Genomic DNA, 19699 nt, shown 5'->3' on the forward strand with positions numbered 1-19699 from the left:
AGAGGGCCTTCCGCCGGCATTCGTGCGAGCGTGCGTACCCTCAGATCCCCTTCGATTCATAACGCCCTGTTTTTCACACAAACAGGAGTCAGAACATGCAACCCACCGCAATTGACAGCAAAAGCAAACACCATCACGGCGAGCGCGTTGCGTTCATCCAGGCCTGCTGGCACAAGGAAATCGTCGATCAGAGCCGTAAAGGTTTCCTCGCCGAAATGATTGCCCAGGGTTATCAGGAATCCGACATCGACTTCTTCGAAGTCGGCGGCGCCTTCGAAATGCCCCTGCACGCCAAGTTGCTGGCCAAGACCGGTCGTTATGCCGGCATCGTCGCGGCAGCCCTGGTCGTGGACGGCGGGATCTACCGACACGAGTTCGTCGCCCAGTCGGTGGTCAGCGGCCTGATGCAGGTTCAACTGGAAACCGAAGTGCCGGTGTTCTCGGTATCCCTGACCCCGCACCACTTCCATGCCGGCGAAGAGCACCAGAAGTTCTTCTTCGAGCATTTCGTGCATAAAGGCCAGGAAGCGGCGAAGACCTGTGCAGATACGTTGCACAAGATCCGTAGCCTGCGCCGTAGCGAGCCACGTGCTGTAGCTGTCTAACACCGCAATCCCCTGTAGGAGCGAGCTTGCTCGCGATGGTCTTCAACGATAACGCTGGGTATCTGATACCCCGCGGCGCTCTCAAGTCCATCGCGAGCAAGCTCGCTCCTACAGGAGTTATCAGATCAGGCCAGGTTTTCGTCGGTGGTCGGCACCACCAGGATGCCGGCACGCAAACCATTCTTCACCTTGGGGTTCGGGAAGATGATCCGGGCGCCCTCCTCCTCGATGATCCAGCGGGTGTTGGCGATGTCTTCCGCCAGCAGGTAACCCACTTCCAGCTCCGAGAAATTCTCGACGTCCGCCGGCAGGTTCAGGCGAAAGCTGTCGCTGTGCTTGATGATTTCCCGCGCCACGCTGTAAAGCTGCAAACCGTCCAGTGCCGCTTCAGTCAGTTCCGGCTCGGTACCTTCGATGATCTGCTTGAGGCGCGCCTCCAGCAGCGACACGTTGACCCCGGCGTTCTGCCCGAACGGCCGCGCCTTGCCCAATTCCAGGGTGAAGGCCTCGGCACCGAGCTTGTCGTAGGTGTAGGCGCTGAACACGATGGACGGTTTGTTCTGCAGCAACACCGCTTCCATACCGGCGGCACGCAGGCGCGCCAGTTCCTGGCGCGAATGCTGGCGGTCTTCTTTCCACGGGTACAGGGCGAACTGCTCGATTTTCGAGCCACGAATCGCCGTGTGCAGGTCGTAGTGCAAACGCTGACGGTCCGGCAGGTTGAAGAAGCTGGCCGCCAAACGCTCCAGCTCACAGGCGCGCAAGGCTTCGGATCCGCTGCTTTGTTCGTGACGGCCATTGAACAGCCGATTGACGTCTTGCTCGACAAAGCGCTCGCCTTTGCGAATCGCTTCGGGGTTGCCGAACAGGAACAGAATACGTGCGCGCGGCTTCAGATCGCCGCGGGCAATGTCGTGCAACAGGCGATCGAGCAACTCGATCGGCGCTGTTTCGTTGCCGTGGATCCCCGCCGACAGCAGCAGGTCCAAGCCATTGTCACGCGCTTGCGGTGGCCGGACTTCCAGCGCACCTTCGCTCAACCAGCGCATGCGCACGCCTTCGACAGTCAGTTGAGTCTTCTCCGCCGGTTCGCGGCCGGCGAGGGTCAGTTCAAGCAGTTTGCCGAGGGCGAGCATAGAGCGGTTTCCTTAGTTATCGTGGTTGCAGTCCGGGCCGTGAACATGGTCCTCGTCGGTGAGGTCGGCAGGTTCCATCTCCAGTTGCAGACTTACCAGATTAGTCGCCAATGGGCGCAGCAGCAGGTTGGCGTATTCGGCATCGCCTTCTTCGACGTCCACGCCGATCAGCAACTGGCCACGGCCGTCCTGCTGGATCCACAGCTCTTTGCCTTGCCACAGGACCGCGACGCGGGTGCAGGACGTCTCCAGTTGCGTGCCGTCGGTGTCTTCAAGGATCAGCTGCAGGGTATCGCTCATGTGTTTACGCTCTCGTTTGAGATGAAGCGACGCGCTGCCATCCGGGCAGCGCGTCGTTGATCAATTGATCTGGAATGGATAAACCGCGCCCAGTTTAAGGATTTGCGTCAGTTCATCCAGTGCCGTCCGGCACTCAAGCAACAATTGCGGGTCCGCCAGATCGTTTTCGGTCATGCGGTCGCGGTAGTGCTTCTCGACCCATTCGGTCAGAGTGCCGTACAACGGTGCCGTCATGATAACCCCTGGGTTGACGGCCGCCAGTTCGGTTTCGTTGAGTGCGACGCGCAACCGCAGGCAAGCCGGGCCACCGCCGTTCTGCATGCTCTGCTTGAGATCGAAGACTTTCACTTCGCGGATCAGCCCGCCGGAACTGGTCAAACCCTGCAAGTATTGCCAGACACGCTCGTTGCCACGGCATTCTTCCGGCACGATCAACAGCATGGAGCCGTCAGGACGCGACAGCAGCTGGCTATTGAACAGGTAGGAACGAACCGCATCTTCCACACTTACTGCGGAACGCGGTACGCAGATCGACTGAAATTTCCCACCGGCCTTGGCGAGTTTGCTCTGCAATTCAGCGAGCATCTTCTCGGTCTCGAGGAACGCGTCCTCGTGATAGAACAGCACCTCGCCATTACCCACGGCGATCACGTCGTTGTGGAACACGCCCTGATCGATCACCGATGGGTTCTGCTGGGCGTAGACCACGCCGTCATCGCTCAAGCCGTGCAGACGGGCAACCGCCTGGGACGCTTCGAGGGTCTGGCGCGCCGGGTACTTCTGCGGAGCCGGGTAGCGGGTGTCGAACGCGCTGCGGCCGAACACGAAGAACTCGACACCGGCTTCGCCGTATTCACGGCAGAAACGCGTGTGGTTGGCCGCACCTTCGTCACCGAACTGCGCCACGGCCGGCAAGGCGGCATGGTGGGCGAAGTGTTTCTGGTCAGCGAACATCGCACCCAGCACGCGGCTGGTGGTCGGGTGTTCGATGCTGCGGTGATATTTGCAGTTGAGGTTGGCAGCGGTGAAATGCACACGGCCGTCAGCGGTATCGGCACTCGGGCTGACGGTGGCGGCGTTGGCCACCCACATGCTCGAGGCCGAGCAACTGGCCACCAGCAGCGGCATCGCGTCTTTGGCAGCGCGCTCGATCACTTGAGCGTCGGTGCCGCCAAAGCCCAGGCGACGCAGCGCGGCCACATCCGGGCGCTCCTGCGGTGCCAGCACGCCTTGCTGGAAACCCATTTCCATCAGCGCTTTCATCTTCGCCAGGCCTTGCAGCGCCGCTTCCTTGGGGTTGGAAGACTGCTGGCTGTTGCTCTGGGACGCGACGTTGCCGTAGGACAGGCCGCCGTAGTTATGGGTCGGCCCCACTAGACCGTCAAAATTGACTTCATAGGATTTCATCAGCGAGGCTCCACGAGAATCTGTTGTTATAGGCTTCAGTAACTAGATTTGAGACCGAGGCGCGGCCTTCGCGAGCAGGCTCGCTCCCACATTGGAATGCATTTCCCTGTGGGAACGAGCCTGCTCGCGAATGGGCATCACGCCATTTTCACGCCCGGCGTCAGGGCCGCAGGCAACACCAGGTTCGGCGTTTCCAGCGAGGCCACCGGGTACGCGCAGTAATCTGCCGCATAGTAAGCGCTGGCGCGATGGTTGCCCGAGGCGCCGACGCCGCCGAATGGTGCGCTGCTCGCGGCACCGGTCAGTTGCTTGTTCCAGTTGACGATACCGGCACGGCTTTCCAGCCAGAATTGCTGGTAACGCGCTTCGGAGTCCGACAGCAGACCGGCGGCCAAGCCGTACGCGGTGTCGTTGGCTTCAGCGATCGCTGCTTCAAAATCAGCGTAGCGGATCACTTGCAGCAACGGGCCGAACAGCTCTTCGTCAGGACGATCGGCGACGGCGGTCACGTCCAGGATGCCAGGGGTCAGCAAGGCCGACTGAGCCTGAGGCTGGGTCATTTCCAGCAGCGCCACGGCGCCATTGGCCAGCAGGTGTTGCTGGGCATCCATCAGTGCTTTTGCTGCGCCGAGGGAAACCACCGAGCCCATGAACGGTGCCGGCTGTTGATCAAAGGCACCGACTTCAATTGTCGCGCTGACGGCCACCAGGCGCGCCAGCAGCGAGTCGCCCCAGGCGCCTTGCGGCACCAGCAAGCGGCGGGCACAGGTGCAACGCTGGCCGGCGGAGATGAACGCCGACTGGATGATGGTGTACACCGCGGCATCGAGGTCGGCGACCTGATCGACCACCAGCGGGTTGTTACCGCCCATTTCCAGCGCGAGGATCTTGTCCGGACGACCGGCGAATTGCTGGTGCAGGTGGTTGCCGGTACGGCTGGAACCGGTGAAGAACAGGCCGTCGATGCCCGGGTTCGCCGCCAGGGCGATACCGGTTTCGCGAGCGCCTTGCAGCAGGTTCAACACGCCCGCCGGCAGACCGGCTTCGATCCAGCACTTGACCGTCAGTTCGGCCACTTTCGGTGTCAGCTCGCTGGGCTTGAACAGCACGCTGTTACCGGCCAGCAGTGCCGGTACGATGTGGCCGTTCGGCAAGTGGCCCGGGAAGTTGTAAGGGCCAAATACCGCGACGACACCGTGAGGCTTGTGGCGCAGCACAGCGGTGGCGTCGCCCAGCGGGCCGCTCTTCTCGCCGGTACGCTCGCGGTAGCTCTGCACCGAGATGGCGATCTTGTTGACCATGCTGGTGACTTCGGTCGCCGCTTCCCACAGTGGCTTGCCGGTTTCCTCGCCGATGGTGCGGGCCAGTTCGTCCGCATGATTCTTCAGCGCGGCAGCAAAGGCTTCCAGCACCGAGATACGCTCTTCCAGGGTACGCCGCGCCCAGCCCGGAAACGCCTGACGCGCAGCTTGCACAGCCGATTCGACCTGAGCGGCGGTGGCACCGACGCCGGACCACAGCACCTGCTGGGTCACCGGGTTCAGCGACTCGAAGGCTTCGCCCTGACCTGCCAGCCATTCACCTGCGATGTAAAGCGACTTCATTATTTCGACTCCCGAGCTGCGGACAACGCTACGGCGCGCACTTGATCACCAGCGTTGAGTTGAAGACGTTTGGCGGTCTGCTGATCGACCACCAGGGTGCCGGCGGCCAGACGTGCCGGCGCAGCAGTGATGCGGCAGTCTTCGCGCTTGCGGTTGTGGATGATGAATGGCGTGGCGTCGTCACCCGGCGTGCCGACGGCCAGCACCAGCGCCTGGCTGTCGCGTACCGCGCGGATCTTGCCGGTTTCGCATTCGATGGCCGGGCCTGCGTCGAAAATGTCGACGTAGCCCTGGTAGCTGAAACCTTCGCTCTTGAGCATGGCTAGCGCCGGTTCGGTGTCCGGGTGAACCTGACCGATCACGTTGCGCGCATCCGGCGACAGGAAGCAGGTGTACAACGGGAATTTCGGCATCAGTTCGGCGATGAACGCCTTGTTGCCCACACCGGTCAGGTAATCGGCCTGGCTGAATTCCATCTTGAAGAAGTGACGGCCCAGGCTTTCCCAGAACGGCGAACGCCCGGCTTCGTCGGAAACACCGCGCATTTCGGCGATGATCTTGTTGCCGAACAGTTGCGGGAATTCGGCGATGAACAGCATCCGCGCCTTGGACAGCATGCGGCCATTGAGACCGCTGCGGTAATCGGCATGCAGGAACAGCGAGCACAGCTCGGAGTTGCCGGTCAGGTCGTTGGCCAGGAACAGCGTCGGGATTTCGCGATAGATGTTCAGCTCTTGGGAAGCGCTGACCGTCAGACCGACCCGAAAGTTGTACCAGGGCTCACGCAGGCCGACGGCGCCGGCAATGGCGGAAATGCCCACCACGCGACCGTCGTCGTCTTCGAGCACGAACAGGTAGTCCGCGTCGCCCCGCCCGGCTTCGCCGCGAAAGGTCTTCTCGGCCCAGCCGACCCGATGGGCCAGACGTTCTTCGTTGGCCGGCAAGGTGGTCAGGCCGGTGCCGGTGCTGCGGGCCAGGTCGATCAGAGCGGGTAAATCGCTGCTGCGTACGGGACGAACGATCATGCTATCTCCTCAAACGGGCGGCTTGCGCCACCCGTGAAACTCGCTGCTTTACTAAGCATTCAATCTTTATAGGCATAGCAGCAGGCGTTAAACCGCCACCAGGCGCACGCTGGCACCTTCGCCGACGCCCAGGGCTTCGGCCGCTTCCAGGTCCAGGGTCACCGGTTTACCCGGTGCGTAGTCAAGCTCGAGCATGACCGCGCGGTAATCCTGCAACTGGGCGTTGGCCACCAGGTATTGGCGACCGACACCTTTGACCGGCTCGCCGATCTTCACCGGCACCACGCGGCTCTGGGCGATCGAACGGATCCCCGAGACGCGGGCATGCAGGGTCGGGCCGCCGTCGAAAATGTCGATGTAGTGATCGGTCTCGAAGCCTTCGCGCATCAGGATGTCGAAGGTGATCTGCGCCCGCGGGTGCACCTGGCCCATCGCTTCTTGAGCGGAGTCCGGCAGCAGGGGCACGTAGATCGGGTAATGCGGCATCAGTTCGGCGAGGAACGTACGGCTCTTGAGGCCGCACAGACGCTCGGCTTCAGCGTAGTTGAGGTCGAAAAAGTTGCGCCCGATGGCATCCCAGAATGGCGAGTCGCCGTTTTCATCGCTGTAACCGACGATCTCGGTCACCACGGAATCGGCAAAACGCTCCGGATGGCTGGCCACGAACAGCAAGCGGCCACGGGAGTTGAGTTCCGACCACGGCGAACCCACCAGATCGCGCTGCACGTAGAAACTGGTCAGCAAGCTGTTGCCGGTCAGGTCGTGGCACTGGGAGAGCACGTGGATCTTGTTGTGAATCTTCAGCTCGCGCGAAGCGTGGACGAAGGTTTCGTTGCGAAAGCTGTAGAACGGCTCGGAGTAACCGGCCGACGCGACGATGGCCGAGCAACCGACCAGCTTGCCGGTGGCACTGTCTTCGAGGACGAAGAAATAGCTTTCCTCACCGTTGAAGCTCACTTCGGCGGCGAACGAGGCTTCGCTTGCCGCGATCTTGTCGCTCAGGCGCTCAACGTCATCCGGCAAGGAAGTGACACCAATCGGACTGTCCGCAGCCAGACGCTGTACCTCGCCCAGATCAGCCATTTGCGCGGGGCGCATCACCAGCATGGTGTCACTCCTTAATCTCAGAACTTACAGAAGAAAAATCCCGGGCCTACACAGAGATCAGTGTGGGAGCGGGCTTGCTCGCGAAAGCGGTGGGTCAGACAGTAAAAATGTTGACTGATACACCGCTTTCGCGAGCAAGCCCGCTCCCACATTTGATCGTGCCCGGCATCAAAATTGGGTTCGACGCCTGAACGGTCAGGCGTCGAAGGGTCTATCAGGCTTGCGTCAGTTTTGCCGCAGCACGTTCGAAGCGGTCCAGGCCGGCATCGATATCGGCGTCTTCCACCACCAGGCTTGGCGCGAAACGCACCACGTCCGGGCCGGCTTGCAGGACCATCAGGCCTTCTTTTTCAGCGGCGTTGAAGATGTCCTTGGCCTTGCCTTTCCACGCATCGCTCAACACGCAGCCGATCAACAGGCCCATGCCACGGACCTTGGTGAACAAGCCGTACTTTTCGCCGATCTGCTCAAGGCGCGCCTTGAACTTGTCGTGCTTGGCCTTGACGCCAGCCAGCACTTCAGGGGTGTTGATCACGTCGATCACAGCTTCCGCGACCGCACACGCCAGCGGGTTACCGCCGTAGGTGGTGCCGTGGGTGCCGACGACCAGGTGCTTGGCCAGCTCTTCAGTGGTCAACATGGCAGCGATCGGGAAACCACCGCCCAGGCTCTTGGCGCTGGTCAGGATGTCCGGAGTCACGCCGTAATGCTGGTAGGCGAACAGGTGGCCGGTGCGGCCCATGCCGGTTTGCACTTCGTCGAAGATCAGCAATGCGTTGTGCGCGGTGCACAGTTCGCGGGCACCTTGCAGGTATTCGAGTTCAGCCGGGATGACACCGCTTTCGCCCTGGATCGGCTCCAGCACCACAGCGCAAGTCTTGTCGGAAATGGCGGCTTTCAGCGCGGCCAGATCGTTGTACGGCACATGGGTGATGCCGGTGATCTTCGGACCGAAGCCATCGGAGTACTTCGACTGGCCACCGACGTTCACGGTGAACAGGGTACGGCCGTGGAAGCTGTTGAGCGCGGCGATGATCTCGTACTTCTCGCTGCCGAAACGGTCGAAACCGACACGACGGGCCAGCTTGAAGGCGGCCTCGTTGGCTTCGGCGCCGGAGTTGCAGAAGAAGGCGCGGTCGGCAAAGGTGGCGTCGACCAGCTTGTGCGCCAGGCGCAGGGCCGGCTCATTGGTGAACACGTTGGACACGTGCCACAGCTTGTTCGCTTGTTCGGTCAAGGCACCGACCAGCGCCGGATGCGCGTGGCCCAATACGTTAACGGCAATCCCGCCGGCGAAGTCGATCAGCTCGCGACCGGACTGGTCCCAGACGCGGGAACCGGCGCCACGCACAGGAATGAATGCGGCAGGCGCATAGTTGGGAACCATTACCTGATCGAAATCGGCGCGTTGTACCGCAGCGTGCTCAACGGACATCGGAGTCTCCTGAAGAGAAAACACTCGCCTGAAACTGGCGAGCTTGGTGAGGATTGTAAGGACAGTTTTCAGCCCGGCCTTGCCGCCAAGCGACAACTTCTTATAGCGCAAACCCCGGATTTTCCCGGGTTTACGGCAATGCGACATATAGGGTCGCAAAGGCGCAGTTTAACTGGCGGCGGGCGTTTGCGGCAGGTCGCTGTGCGTAACCCATGCCGATTCAAGGAATGCGGTAGATATGTACCGCGCGTCCTCTTTGATTACGGGTTTTCCTGACGGTCTATCAACCACGATGGTGGACCTATCCCCATGAATACCGAAAATCCCGACATCCCTGAGACTTTCAGGTCCGACGCGCATTATCAGCACCTGATGAACGTCATTGCGCCCTGGCTTCGCCAAACCACGCCAAAACGGCGTGAAGCGCTGCGCAACATCAAGCCGGTGTTGCCCAGCCCCATCAGGGATGCACCTAAAGATCAGCACGCCGAACTCGGTCGACTCATTACCCTGCAGACGACAAGCCAGAACCGGGTCGATCAGGCCCTGGCGAATCTGCTGAACCCCGCAGACTTCGCCGAACCCATGCTCAAGGGCGCACTCAAGACACGTTTCGGCCTGGAAGCGGACGTCAGTAAAACCTTTCTGCGTCTTTACATTCCCGCGCACATACCCTGGCTGCGCCTGAAGTCCGGAGCCGCGCGCACCTGGACCGTGTCGTTGCTGGACGCCGCGCTGCACAACTTCGAAAGCGCCGAAACCGAAGTCGACGCCTTTGAGCCCGCCTCGACTTACATCACTGCACCCTCTTCCACCGGGCACTTCAGCACCCTGCCACAGATTCTGGCGAAGATGCCCATCACGGCGTTCACCCAACTGTGCCGCGAACTCGACATTGGCGAGCGCTATAAAAGATACCTGGAAGACAACCTTGGCATCAGCAACCCGGTGGCTGCGGCGATCCTGCAACCGAAAATTCGCGAAAGCCAAAAAACCGCCCTGACAGCCGCCCTGCAGATGGCGCAGATGCAAAACCTGCTGGCCAGCGACGTTCATCAGCCGCTCCTTCGCCTGCTCTCCGATGGCCACGACCTATCCTGGCGATGCCATGACCTGACGATCATGAATGCCCGCCTGACCGGCATCGTGCTGTTCGCCCCGGAACTGGAGCGCGCCCGCGAAACGGTCCGGGTAGTGGCCTACATTCCTGACGACCCGGAACATCCCATCAAGCAATACCCCTCATCGGCGGCATTCGCCGAGGAACTGAGCCAGCGCCTGCGAGAGCCCGACTATCAACAGTTTTTCAGTCGATTTATCAATCATGAAGACCGCGGTTACTTCTTCGCCGAACTGAACAACCGCCTCGATCCCATCACCTGGCAACCGGTCCCACCCGGCGATCCACGGCCGACCTGGAGAGAAAACCCCAACCAGCGTCCCGACCTGCAAATGGCAGTAACGCCGATCAGAGGCGACCTGTGGGTTCATCTCTATCAACGCAAACTCGACAAGATCCTCAATGACGCGCGCGTGATCGCAGTGTCGACGGCCACGGTCGACCGCAAGGCCCGATGGGCGTTATGGGACTCCTTCACGGAAATCGCCTCGGCGCTGCTGAACATCGCAGCCTTCATCGCGTTGCCGTTCGTCCCGTTCCTTGGCGAGCTGATGCTGGCTTACACGGCCTATCAGCTGCTGGATGACACCTTCGAAGGTGTTGTCGACTGGGCAGAAGGCCTGACCAACGAAGCCTTCGAGCATTTCATGGGGATGGTTGAATCTGCAGTGCAACTGGGCACTTTCGCGGCAGGTGGCATGATCGCCGTCAGCGAATTTCGCGCGGTCCTGCCCCGGGAAGTCGTGCAATTCATCGACCGCTTCAACGCCGTGAAACGCCCCAATGGCGAAACCCGCTATTGGAAGCCCGACCTGACGCCTTACGAACAAACCGTCACGACCCCCAACGACGCGAAACCCGACTCGACGGGACTGCACACCCATCAAGGCAAAACCCTGCTGACACTGGACAACAGCCGTTACTCCGTGACCGAGGATCCGTTGACGGGGCGCCATCGCATCCAGCACCCCACGCGTCCCGAAGCTTACAAACCCACTCTGAGGCACAACGGAAAAGGGGCCTGGCACACCGAACTCGAGCAGCCACTGACCTGGGACCAGGCCACCCTGCTGCGGCGTATCGGCCCGGACATGCAGCGTTTTTCCGCGAGCGAACGCGAGCGTATCCTCAGCATCAGCGGCTGCCACGAAAACGCCTTGCGCAAGATGCATGTCGACGCCGAACAGGTACCGCCGCTGCTGGCCGACACCCTCAAACGCTTCAAAATTGATCAGGACCTGCAGATCTTCATTGATCAAATCGGCAGCAATCGTGCGGACGATTACCTGAAGGCTGATCCGCTGATGCAACTGGAACTGCTCTGCGACTACGGTAACTGGCCAGCGGACAAGGGGCTGCGACTGGTCGATGCAACAGGAGAAACCCTCTGGGAGCGCGGCGTGGGCAACCAGGTCGTGGTGCAGATCAACCTAGCGCAACTGGACGATGGCGACCTGATCAACACCCTGTTGCAACACCTCGACAACACCGACGCACGCTCAGTGCGCCGCTACCTGACAACGCTTGCCGCCGACAAACGGGAAAACCTCTTCAGCCAGCGCTACCGCAAAATCGAACAAGGTGCGCGCCCCTTGGTCCAGCGCATTATCGACAGCGAACCCGGTTTGCCAACCAGCCTCGCCGAAGCACTGCTCGACAGCGCCAGTGCCGCCGAACGCGAGCAACTGGAGCGTGGAACATTGTCCAAACGCCTCACGGAACTGGCACAGGAGGCCGGCCTGCAGGTGCGCGTCACTCGCGCTTATGAAGGGCTCTACCTGTACTCGACGCGCAACCATCTCGACACCGATCGCCTGGCGTTACACACCCTGGAACGCTTGCCTGGCTGGTCGGGACAACTGCGCCTGGAAATCCGCCAATACACCCACAATGGGCCGCTGATCGACAGCATCGGCGAGCCGGACGCGCCCTTGCGCAAGGTGCTGGTGTTGACCGATGAAGGGGCGTATCAGGCCTACGACGACGCCGGCGAACAGCTCAGTAGCACTGACACCCTTTATTCCAGCCTGTTACAGGCGCTGCCCGACAGCGAGCGAATCGCCCTGAACATCAACATCGGAGAGGGCGAAAGGCTCAAGCGGCTGATTCGCACCCACGCCGTCACTCGTGAAGCACTGCGTGCGCTGCTGGCGCAACGGCCGAATCTCAAGCCTGCCTACGATCCGGCGGTCATGCGTTTGCTGGGCGGGGGCGATGGTTATCACCGGATGCCGGTCAATACCCCTTCGTTACAAAGCCACATCTATCGGCTATTTCCCCATCTGAGCGCAGAGGAACTGCAAGCCTTTGCCGCACGATTGCAAGCCAATCCCGGCGGACCGCGCGCAGAACTCCAGCGCCTGTTTAACCAACACGCGCAATTGCTTGAGCAATTGAGCACCTGGTGCGACGAGATCCCGTTGTATGTTCCGGGCACGCAAATCCGCTTGAGCGTCGAGCAGCTCGCCAGTCAACGGTATGCACGCCGGCAAATGATAGCCAGATTGCTCGACTGCTGGCGGCGTCAGGCCACCTACGACAGCACCCGTGGCGTACCGGTTTCCTTTGAATTCTCCCAGCCGGTCGTTGGCGAGCTGCCAAAGTTGAACGTCGATTTCCCTCAGGTGCGCAGCGTGACGCTTGAAGGTCATCGTGCCACCCAGGGCGTGAATGATTTTTTGAAGGGGTTTTCCAGCCTCGACCGCCTGGCGCTACGCAACTTCGAACTGGGGCAGTTGCCGGACGCCATTGCCCAATGGCCCCAACTCGACGCACTCATCCTCAGCGACTGCGCCGTGACCCTCACAGAACAGAGTTGCGCCACCCTGTCTGCCCTGAACCAATTGACTGCGCTCGACCTGTACAAAAACCCGCTCGGTGTGTGCCCTTCTCTGGAAAACATGCCGAAGCTGAACTACGTCGATCTTTCCGGTACCGGAATTACCCGCATTCCCGAGGGTCTGGTGAATCACCCGAGCATTCGAACCGCCATTTTGAATGACAACCAGATCACCGAATTGCCCACCGCCCTCTTCGATCTGCCCGGCGACATCAGCGAGGGATTTGATTTTGGCAACAACCCTCTGTCCCCGAGCACCCGGGAACACATCAAGCGTCACTATCAGCGAACCGAAAAGGACTTTGGAGTCCATGCCGAACAGGTCGATATCGATCGCGTCAAAGCCCTCTACCCAAGTCTGGACAACGAAGAGGCCAGCGACTTCGTCTATCGCTTACCCGGCACCCTCGCAGAGGGTCGAGCTGACCTGACCCGTCGCGAGCTAGAACTCACCCGACTCGGTACCGAGCTGAGCCGGTGGACGGCCGATGTGCCCGACACCCATTCCGATACTGGCGCCCCGCTGACGGCCAACGAGATGTTTGCCGAGCACGTCAAAAGAGACGAATTCAAGCAAAACCTGGAACGCTGCTGGCGCCAGATCCCCATCGAAAACATTGCCGTGGGTGAGTACGGATTCGTCTCACACCTGCCAATCTTGGGTGACCTGCCGACGCTGTCAGCCGACTTCAGTCATGTGCCCGAAATGTACCTGACGACCACCCATGGCATTGCACCTGGACTTGGCCGGTTCCTGGACAGTTTTGCCAACCTGGACACCCTGACCATACGGGGATACCACCTGGGCAATCTTCCCGAAGCCATCTTCAGAATGGGCAGATTGTCAGTGCTGAGCTTGTCGGAGTGCGGCATTACCCTGACTCAGGAAACCGTAGAGGCCTTGGCGGGCATGGATAGCCTTGACCACTTGAATCTGCGGAACAATCCACTCGGTCTAAGCCCTGACCTTAGCCACATGACAGAAATATCCTCACTGGACTTGAGTCACACGGGCATCACTGAAATCCCCAAGGGAGTGCTGAGCATCACGACCTGGACCGACGTCGACCTGAGCTTCAACGCCATTACCGAGATGCCGCCCGAACTCATGGAGGTGGACCCGGGTGTCGGAGAAAGCTTTGACTTCAGCGGCAACCCGTTCAATGCGCAAAGCTTGCAACGCATCGCTGCGTACTTTCGCGCAACCGAGAATGATCTGGGTATCGACGAGATAGCCGACATGCCGGTGCCGGAGGATGGAGCGCCCGACACCGACATTGAAGACTGAGTACTGGCTACCCGCGTTCCGGTGGCACCGATGACAATTCGAACGGGCTGCTGCTGCGCCGCTGGTTGCGATCTTCCCGCGGCGTGGCACCGAAGAAGTTGCGATAGGCGCTGGAGAAATGCGGCCCCGAGGAGAAGCCACAGGACAGGCCGATCTGGATGATCGACTTGCTGGTTTGCATCAACATCTGCCGGGCCTTGTTCAAGCGAAGTTCCAGGTAATACTGGCTCGGCACACGGTTGAGGTATTGCTTGAAGATCCGCTCCAGCTGCCGACGGGACACGCACACATGCTGGGCGATTTCGTCGGTGGTCAGCGGCTCTTCGATGTTGGCCTCCATCAGCAACACGGCTTGCGTGAGCTTCGGATGGCTGGAGCCGAGACGGTTCTGCAACGGGATACGCTGGCGCTCGCCGCCCTCGCGGATGCGCTCGACCACCAGTTCTTCGGAGACCGCACCCGCCAGCTCCGCGCCATGGTCGCGGGCCAACACCGCCAGCAACAAGTCGAGCACCGACATGCCGCCGCACGCGGTCAGGCGATCGCGATCCCAGTCGAACAGGTGACTGGTGGCGATGACCTTGGGGAAACGTTCGGCGAAATCGTCCTGCCAGCGCCAATGCACGGCCGCGCGATAGCCATCGAGCAAACCGAGTTGCGCCAACGGGTAAACACCGGCCGACAGACCGCCGATCACGCAACCGGAACGCACCAGCTGTTTGAGCGCACTGCTGAGCGCCGGCGCCAGTGCGGTCGGTGGCTCGTCAGCGAGCAGGAACAGTTTCTGGAAGTTTTCCAGCTTGCCGGTCCATGCCTCACCCGGCAATTGCCAGGCGCTGTCGGCCGCGGCCTCTGTAATGGCTTCGGCCTGCAGGAACGACAGTTCGTAAACCACGTCCGGATGCACACGCTGAGCAACACGCAAGGCCTCCTCAGCCAGCGCAAGCGTCAGTGCTTTAGTGCTGGGCCAAATCAGGAAACCAATTCGATGGGCAGTCATGGCGGGCAATCCGAAACGAAGAACAGTGATGAAGGCATGGGCCAATGCTAGCCCGTAAATGAACGCAAATCTCGAAACCAACAGAGATCAAATGTGGGAGCGAGCCTGCTCGCGAAAGCGGTAGATCAGTCGACATCTGTATTGAATGTCACACCGCATTCGCGAGCAGGCTCGCTCCCACAAGGGATCGGGGCTGGCCTTTAGGTTGCGAAGCATGCACTATCCCGGTGCACAACGGCAGCCCTGATTACTTTAGGCTGCCCGAGAGGAATTGCTGCAGACGCTCCGATTGCGGGTTCACCAGCACTTCGCGCGGGTTGCCGCTTTCTTCGACCACACCTTTGTGCAGGAACACCAGCTGGTTCGACACTTCACGGGCGAAGCCCATTTCGTGGGTCACCACCACCATGGTCCGGCCTTCCTGGGCCAGGGCCTGCATGACCTTCAACACGTCGCCCACCAGCTCCGGGTCGAGGGCCGAGGTCGGTTCGTCGAACAGCATCACCTCAGGCTCCATCGCCAGTGCACGGGCAATCGCCACGCGCTGCTGCTCACCGCCGGACATGTGGCCCGGGTAAGCGTCTTTGCGATGGGCCACGCCGACCTTGTTCAGGTAGTGTTCGGCTTTTTCGCGGGCTTCGGCCTTGGACACGCCGAGCACGTGCACCGGCGCTTCCATGATGTTTTCCAGCGCGGTCATGTGCGACCACAGGTTGAAATGCTGGAACACCATCGACAGGCGCGAACGCATGCGTTGCAGCTGTTTCGGGTCGGCGGCTTTCAACGCGCCGTCCTTGTTCGCCACCAGCTTCAACTCTTCGTTGTTGAGCAGGATCTTGCCCGCGTGCGGCTGCTCCAGCAGGTTGATGCAGCGCAGGAAGGTACTTTTGCCGGAGCCACTGGAGCCGATGATGCTGATCACATCGCCGGCTGCCGCTTTCAGGGACACGCCCTTGAGCACTTCGTGACTGCCGTAGCGTTTATGCAGGTCTTGGACTTCAAGTTTGTACATGCGATCGGTTCTCACAAAAACAGTCAGTCAGTCGTTGAGCAAGCGCCCGTGACGCAGCGCTTCGCGCCCCGCCACCTTGGCCAGCCAGAAACCGGGTTGGGCATAACGCAGCCGTTCAATGGCAAACAGCACCCCGGACGTACCAGCACACACCGTGCTGACCCGATCCGCCAACGGATCGATCACTTCAAAAATCTCGTCACCCGCTTCAACCCACTCACCGGGCTTACGCAGGAAACTCACCACACCGGGGTGTGGTGCCAACAACAATTCAGTGCCTTCGAATGGCATGCCTTCGCAAGGGTCTTGCGCAGGCTTCGGCCATTCGCCACTGATCAATCCTTGCTCGGCAAGGAAGGCCAGAATGCCTTCGGCATGGGCGCAAGCCTCGGCGCGACCGGTATCGGCCTGCCCCCCTAATTCAATGGTAGTCGCCAGACACGCCAGTGGAATCTGTGCATCCGGGAACAGACGCGACAGGCGCAACCACGGCAACGAACAGGCTTCGTCGAACGAACTGCCGCCGGAATCTTCCGCCAGCAAACCGACCCGCACATTCAGGTGCGCAGCCAGCGAACGCCACTGCGGCCAGTGCTGCGGCAAGGCGTACATGTGCAGCGCCGCTTCGGCGTCGCAATGCAGATCCAGTACCACATCGGCGGTGCAGGCGTGGCTGAGCAGAACCCGCTGCATGCCTTGCAACTGGCTGCTCGCCTCTGGCAAAGCGGCCAGATGATCGACCATCGCCTGACGGATCAGGCGAATGTTGGCGTGCGGATCGTCACCCAGGCTTTCTGCCAGTGCAGCCGCCACAGGTGCGCTCAACTCGACGAAATCGCGGTTGAAGTTCTTGCCGCTGCCCGCCTCGAAACGCCCTTGATGATTGCCCTGAAGCAGTTGACCCAGCCCCAGTGGATTAGCCACCGGCACCAGTTCGACCACACCGTTGAGCAAGCCCTTTGCTTCGAGTTCGGCCAGACGCTTTTTCAGCTCGAACGCCGTGCGCATGCCCGGCAGCTCATCGGCGTGCAGGCTGGCCTGGATATACGCCTTGCGCTCGCCACTACCAAAGCGGAACACCGAAATCCGGCGTTCGCTGCCCAGGTGGCTCCACGGCAAAGCATGATCGATGCGTTCCATATCAGTGCTTCCGCGGGGCCAGGTAGCCCAGCCAGCGGCGCTCGGCCATCTTGAACAGCTTCACCAGGATGAAGGTCAGGCACAGGTAGAACACGCCGGCGGTGATGTAGGCCTCGAACGGCAGGTAGAACTGAGCGTTGACCGTGCGCGCGGCACCGGTGATGTCGATCAGGGTCACGATGGACGCCAGACTGGTGGTCTGCAGCATCATGATCACTTCGTTGCTGTACTGCGGCAGCGCCCGGCGCAGGGCCGACGGCAGCAGGATGCGCTTGTACATCTTGAAGCGCGACATGCCCATGGCCTTGGCCGCTTCGATCTCGCCGTTCGGCGTGGCCCGCAGGCTGCCGGCGATGATCTCGGCGGTGTAGGCGCTGGTGTTGATCGCGAATGCCAGGCACGCACAGAAGGTTGCGCTGGACAGCCACGGCCAGAGGAAGCTCTCACGCACCGCTTCGAACTGCGCCAGACCGTAGTAGATCAAAAACAGCTGCACCAGCATCGGTGTGCCGCGGATCACGTAGGTATAGAGCCAGGCGGACATGTTGACCACCGGGTTCTTCGAGACGCGCATCAGGCCCAGCGGCAATGCGCACAGCAAGCCGAAGAACAGCGACAGCGCAAGCAGTTTGAGGGTGGTCACCAGGCCGCCGAAGTACAGCGGCAAGGCCTCCCAAATGACGTTGTAGTCGAAGATCATAGATCAGCCGCCCTTACGCCTACCGAGTAGCGCTTCTCAAGGTGACGCAATGCCAGCAACGACACACTGGTGATCACCAGGTACATCGCCGCCACTGCGAGGAAGAAGGTGAAAGGCTCGCGGGTGGCATCGGCCGCCTGCTTGGCCTTGAACATCATGTCCTGCAGGCCGACCACCGAAATCAGCGCGGTCGCCTTGGTCAATACCAGCCAGTTGTTGGTGAAACCCGGAATCGCCAGGCGAATCATCTGTGGCACCAACACCCGGAAGAACACCTGGAAACTGCTCATGCCGTACGCCATGCCGGCTTCGGCCTGACCCTTGGGGATCGCCATGAACGCACCCCGGAAGGTTTCAGACAGGTACGCACCGAAGATGAAACCCAGGGTGCCGATACCGGCAGCCAACGGATTCAGGTCAATGTACTCGTCAAAGCCGAGCAGCGGTGCGACGCGGTTGAGCAAGTCCTGGCCGCCGTAGAAAATCAGCAGGATCAGCACCAGGTCGGGAATACCGCGGATCACCGTGGAATACAGGTCGCCCAGCCAGGCCAGCCAGCGCACCGGCGACAGACGCAGTGCCACGCCGATCAGGCCCAGAACGATGGCCATGGCCATGGACGACAAGGCGAGCTGAAGCGTCAGCCAAGCGCCATCGAGGATGACAGCCCCGTAGCCTTTCAACATGATTCAGGTCCTCGAAAGTTGGGATGAAAAAATGGCGCAAACCTCAGAGATCCTGCTGCTTGCGCCATTTCGGACTTGTCGCCGGGGCGTATTACTTGCCGTAGATATCGAAGGCGAAGTACTTGTCCTGGATTTGCTTGTACTTGCCGTTCTCGCGAATGGCGGCGATGGCGGCGTTGAGCTTGTCCAGCTCAGCCTTGTCGCCCTTGCGCACCGCGATGCCTACACCGTCGCCGAAGTATTTGACGTCGGTGAATGCAGGGCCGACGAAGGCGAAACCTTTACCGGCGTCGGTTTTCAGGAAACCGTCATCCAGAAGCGTAGCGTCTGCCACGGTGCCGTCGAGGCGGCCGGCGGCCACATCGAGGTAAATTTCGTTCTGCGAGCCATATGGCTTGATCTCGGCACCCAGCGGGGCCAGGACTTCACGGGCGAAACGCTCGTGGATCGAACCACGCTGTACGCCGATGTTCTTGCCCTTGAGCTCGGTCAGGCCTTCGCTGACCTGGGTGCCGGCCTTCATGACCAGGCGAGCCGGGGTGTTGTAGTACTTGTTGGTGAAGTCCACGGACTTCTTGCGATCTTCAGTGATCGACATGGACGACAGGATCGCGTCGATCTTGCGCACTTTCAGTGCCGGGATCAGGCCGTCGAACTCTTGCTCGACCCACACGCACTTGACCTTCATCTCTTCGCACAAGGCGTTGCCGATGTCGTAGTCGAAACCAACGATGCTGCCGTCCGGTGCTTTGGAAGCGAACGGAGGGTAAGCCGCTTCGATACCAATTTTCAGAGGCTTTTCATCGGCGAAGGATGGCAGCGACAGCACGGACAGTGCCAGGGCGCCAAGCAGCACGAGTTTCTTCATCTTGGGACTCCATCGGTAAAGGGCAAAAACGGCAGAGTGAGCAACAGCCCAATATGCGAATGAGTGGAACCAGAAAGCAGTGCTGCGTCCTGGGAAGCCGGTGTTTAAATTCAACACGGGCAACGACGAGCGAGTGATCGGCATTCTAACGAGAGGCCCGAGGCCGATATTTCTTCAATGCGACAACTAATTACAGAAGCACCGAGAAAGTCGTTTTAGCGCGTTGACAGCCCTGCAAAATCATGCAAGAGCAAAAGATATGGAACCGATCTATATTGCAAATTGCGGGCCTATTATTGGCAAACCCTTCTAATCCGGCAAGCGCAGCGTGGAGTCTTATTTTTCAGCGGTGGTTTTTAGCCCCCGATGTGGGGCCTTGCGTTTCCCAATGCCCCGCATTGATCCGACGCGGTTACACATTCAGTAA

Annotated in this window: 15 protein-coding genes; 2 read left to right on the forward strand and 13 right to left on the reverse strand. The window is 60.5% G+C overall.

The genetic code is table 11. The features are described 5' to 3' along the window. The first annotated feature begins 95 nt into the window (after positions 1-95). Positions 96-605: a 6,7-dimethyl-8-ribityllumazine synthase gene (locus PPUTUW4_RS21170; protein ID WP_015096496.1), complete on the forward strand. Its 510-nt coding sequence runs from the start codon at positions 96-98 to the stop codon at positions 603-605. 125 nt (positions 606-730) lie between these two features. Here PPUTUW4_RS21170 and astE read toward each other — a convergent pair whose 3' ends face one another. The 7 genes from astE to PPUTUW4_RS21205 all read right to left on the reverse strand — a co-directional run bounded on the left by astE (position 731) and on the right by PPUTUW4_RS21205 (position 8619). Next, positions 731-1741 (reverse strand): succinylglutamate desuccinylase, encoded by a 1011-nt coding sequence (gene astE, locus PPUTUW4_RS21175; protein WP_015096497.1) that lies wholly within the window; start codon positions 1739-1741, stop codon positions 731-733. A gap of 12 nt (positions 1742-1753) precedes the next feature. Further along, on the reverse strand, positions 1754-2041 hold the full coding sequence (locus PPUTUW4_RS21180; protein ID WP_015096498.1) for a hypothetical protein: 288 nt from the start codon (positions 2039-2041) through the stop codon (positions 1754-1756). A gap of 60 nt (positions 2042-2101) precedes the next feature. Further along, positions 2102-3448, reverse strand: coding sequence for an N-succinylarginine dihydrolase (astB, locus tag PPUTUW4_RS21185; protein WP_015096499.1), 1347 nt, complete (start codon positions 3446-3448; stop codon positions 2102-2104). Between the two features lie 137 nt (positions 3449-3585). Continuing rightward, the gene (gene astD / locus PPUTUW4_RS21190; protein ID WP_177325121.1) at positions 3586-5055 is read right to left on the reverse strand and encodes a succinylglutamate-semialdehyde dehydrogenase; all 1470 of its coding nucleotides are present in this window, start codon (positions 5053-5055) and stop codon (positions 3586-3588) included. Next, positions 5052-6077, reverse strand: a complete 1026-nt coding sequence (gene astA / locus PPUTUW4_RS21195; RefSeq protein WP_007971025.1) for an arginine N-succinyltransferase — start codon at positions 6075-6077, stop codon at positions 5052-5054. Before astA ends, astD begins: the two co-directional genes overlap by 4 nt. A gap of 87 nt (positions 6078-6164) precedes the next feature. Further along, entirely contained in the window at positions 6165-7184 is a 1020-nt protein-coding gene (aruF, locus tag PPUTUW4_RS21200; RefSeq protein WP_007971023.1) for an arginine/ornithine succinyltransferase subunit alpha, read from the reverse strand. A gap of 214 nt (positions 7185-7398) precedes the next feature. Next, positions 7399-8619: an aspartate aminotransferase family protein gene (locus PPUTUW4_RS21205; protein WP_015096501.1), complete on the reverse strand. Its 1221-nt coding sequence runs from the start codon at positions 8617-8619 to the stop codon at positions 7399-7401. 309 nt (positions 8620-8928) lie between these two features. Here PPUTUW4_RS21205 and PPUTUW4_RS21210 point away from each other — a divergent pair, with 309 nt between their 5' ends. Further along, the gene (locus tag PPUTUW4_RS21210; protein WP_015096502.1) at positions 8929-13866 is read left to right on the forward strand and encodes a DUF6543 domain-containing protein; all 4938 of its coding nucleotides are present in this window, start codon (positions 8929-8931) and stop codon (positions 13864-13866) included. A gap of 7 nt (positions 13867-13873) precedes the next feature. On the opposite strand, the gene argR is transcribed toward PPUTUW4_RS21210, so the two are convergent. The 6 genes from argR to PPUTUW4_RS21240 form a co-directional block, all read right to left on the reverse strand. Next, a complete protein-coding gene (gene argR, locus PPUTUW4_RS21215; RefSeq protein ID WP_015096503.1) occupies positions 13874-14866 on the reverse strand; it encodes a transcriptional regulator ArgR in 993 nt (330 codons plus the stop codon). 247 nt (positions 14867-15113) lie between these two features. Then, positions 15114-15878, reverse strand: coding sequence for an ATP-binding cassette domain-containing protein (locus PPUTUW4_RS21220; RefSeq protein ID WP_007971015.1), 765 nt, complete (start codon positions 15876-15878; stop codon positions 15114-15116). A gap of 27 nt (positions 15879-15905) precedes the next feature. Continuing rightward, positions 15906-17018, reverse strand: coding sequence for a M14 family metallopeptidase (locus PPUTUW4_RS21225; protein ID WP_015096504.1), 1113 nt, complete (start codon positions 17016-17018; stop codon positions 15906-15908). 1 nt (position 17019) lies between these two features. After that, positions 17020-17718 carry an ABC transporter permease gene (locus PPUTUW4_RS21230; protein WP_015096505.1) on the reverse strand — a complete coding sequence of 233 codons (699 nt, stop codon included), beginning with the start codon at positions 17716-17718 and terminating at the stop codon, positions 17020-17022. After that, on the reverse strand, positions 17715-18404 hold the full coding sequence (locus PPUTUW4_RS21235; protein ID WP_015096506.1) for an ABC transporter permease: 690 nt from the start codon (positions 18402-18404) through the stop codon (positions 17715-17717). Before PPUTUW4_RS21235 ends, PPUTUW4_RS21230 begins: the two co-directional genes overlap by 4 nt. Positions 18405-18495: 91 nt before the next feature. Further along, positions 18496-19272 (reverse strand): ABC transporter substrate-binding protein, encoded by a 777-nt coding sequence (locus PPUTUW4_RS21240; RefSeq protein ID WP_008049550.1) that lies wholly within the window; start codon positions 19270-19272, stop codon positions 18496-18498. Positions 19273-19699: the final 427 nt, after the last annotated feature.

This window comes from Pseudomonas sp. UW4 (assembly GCF_000316175.1).
In the GTDB taxonomy this organism is placed as follows: domain Bacteria; phylum Pseudomonadota; class Gammaproteobacteria; order Pseudomonadales; family Pseudomonadaceae; genus Aquipseudomonas; species Aquipseudomonas laurylsulfatiphila.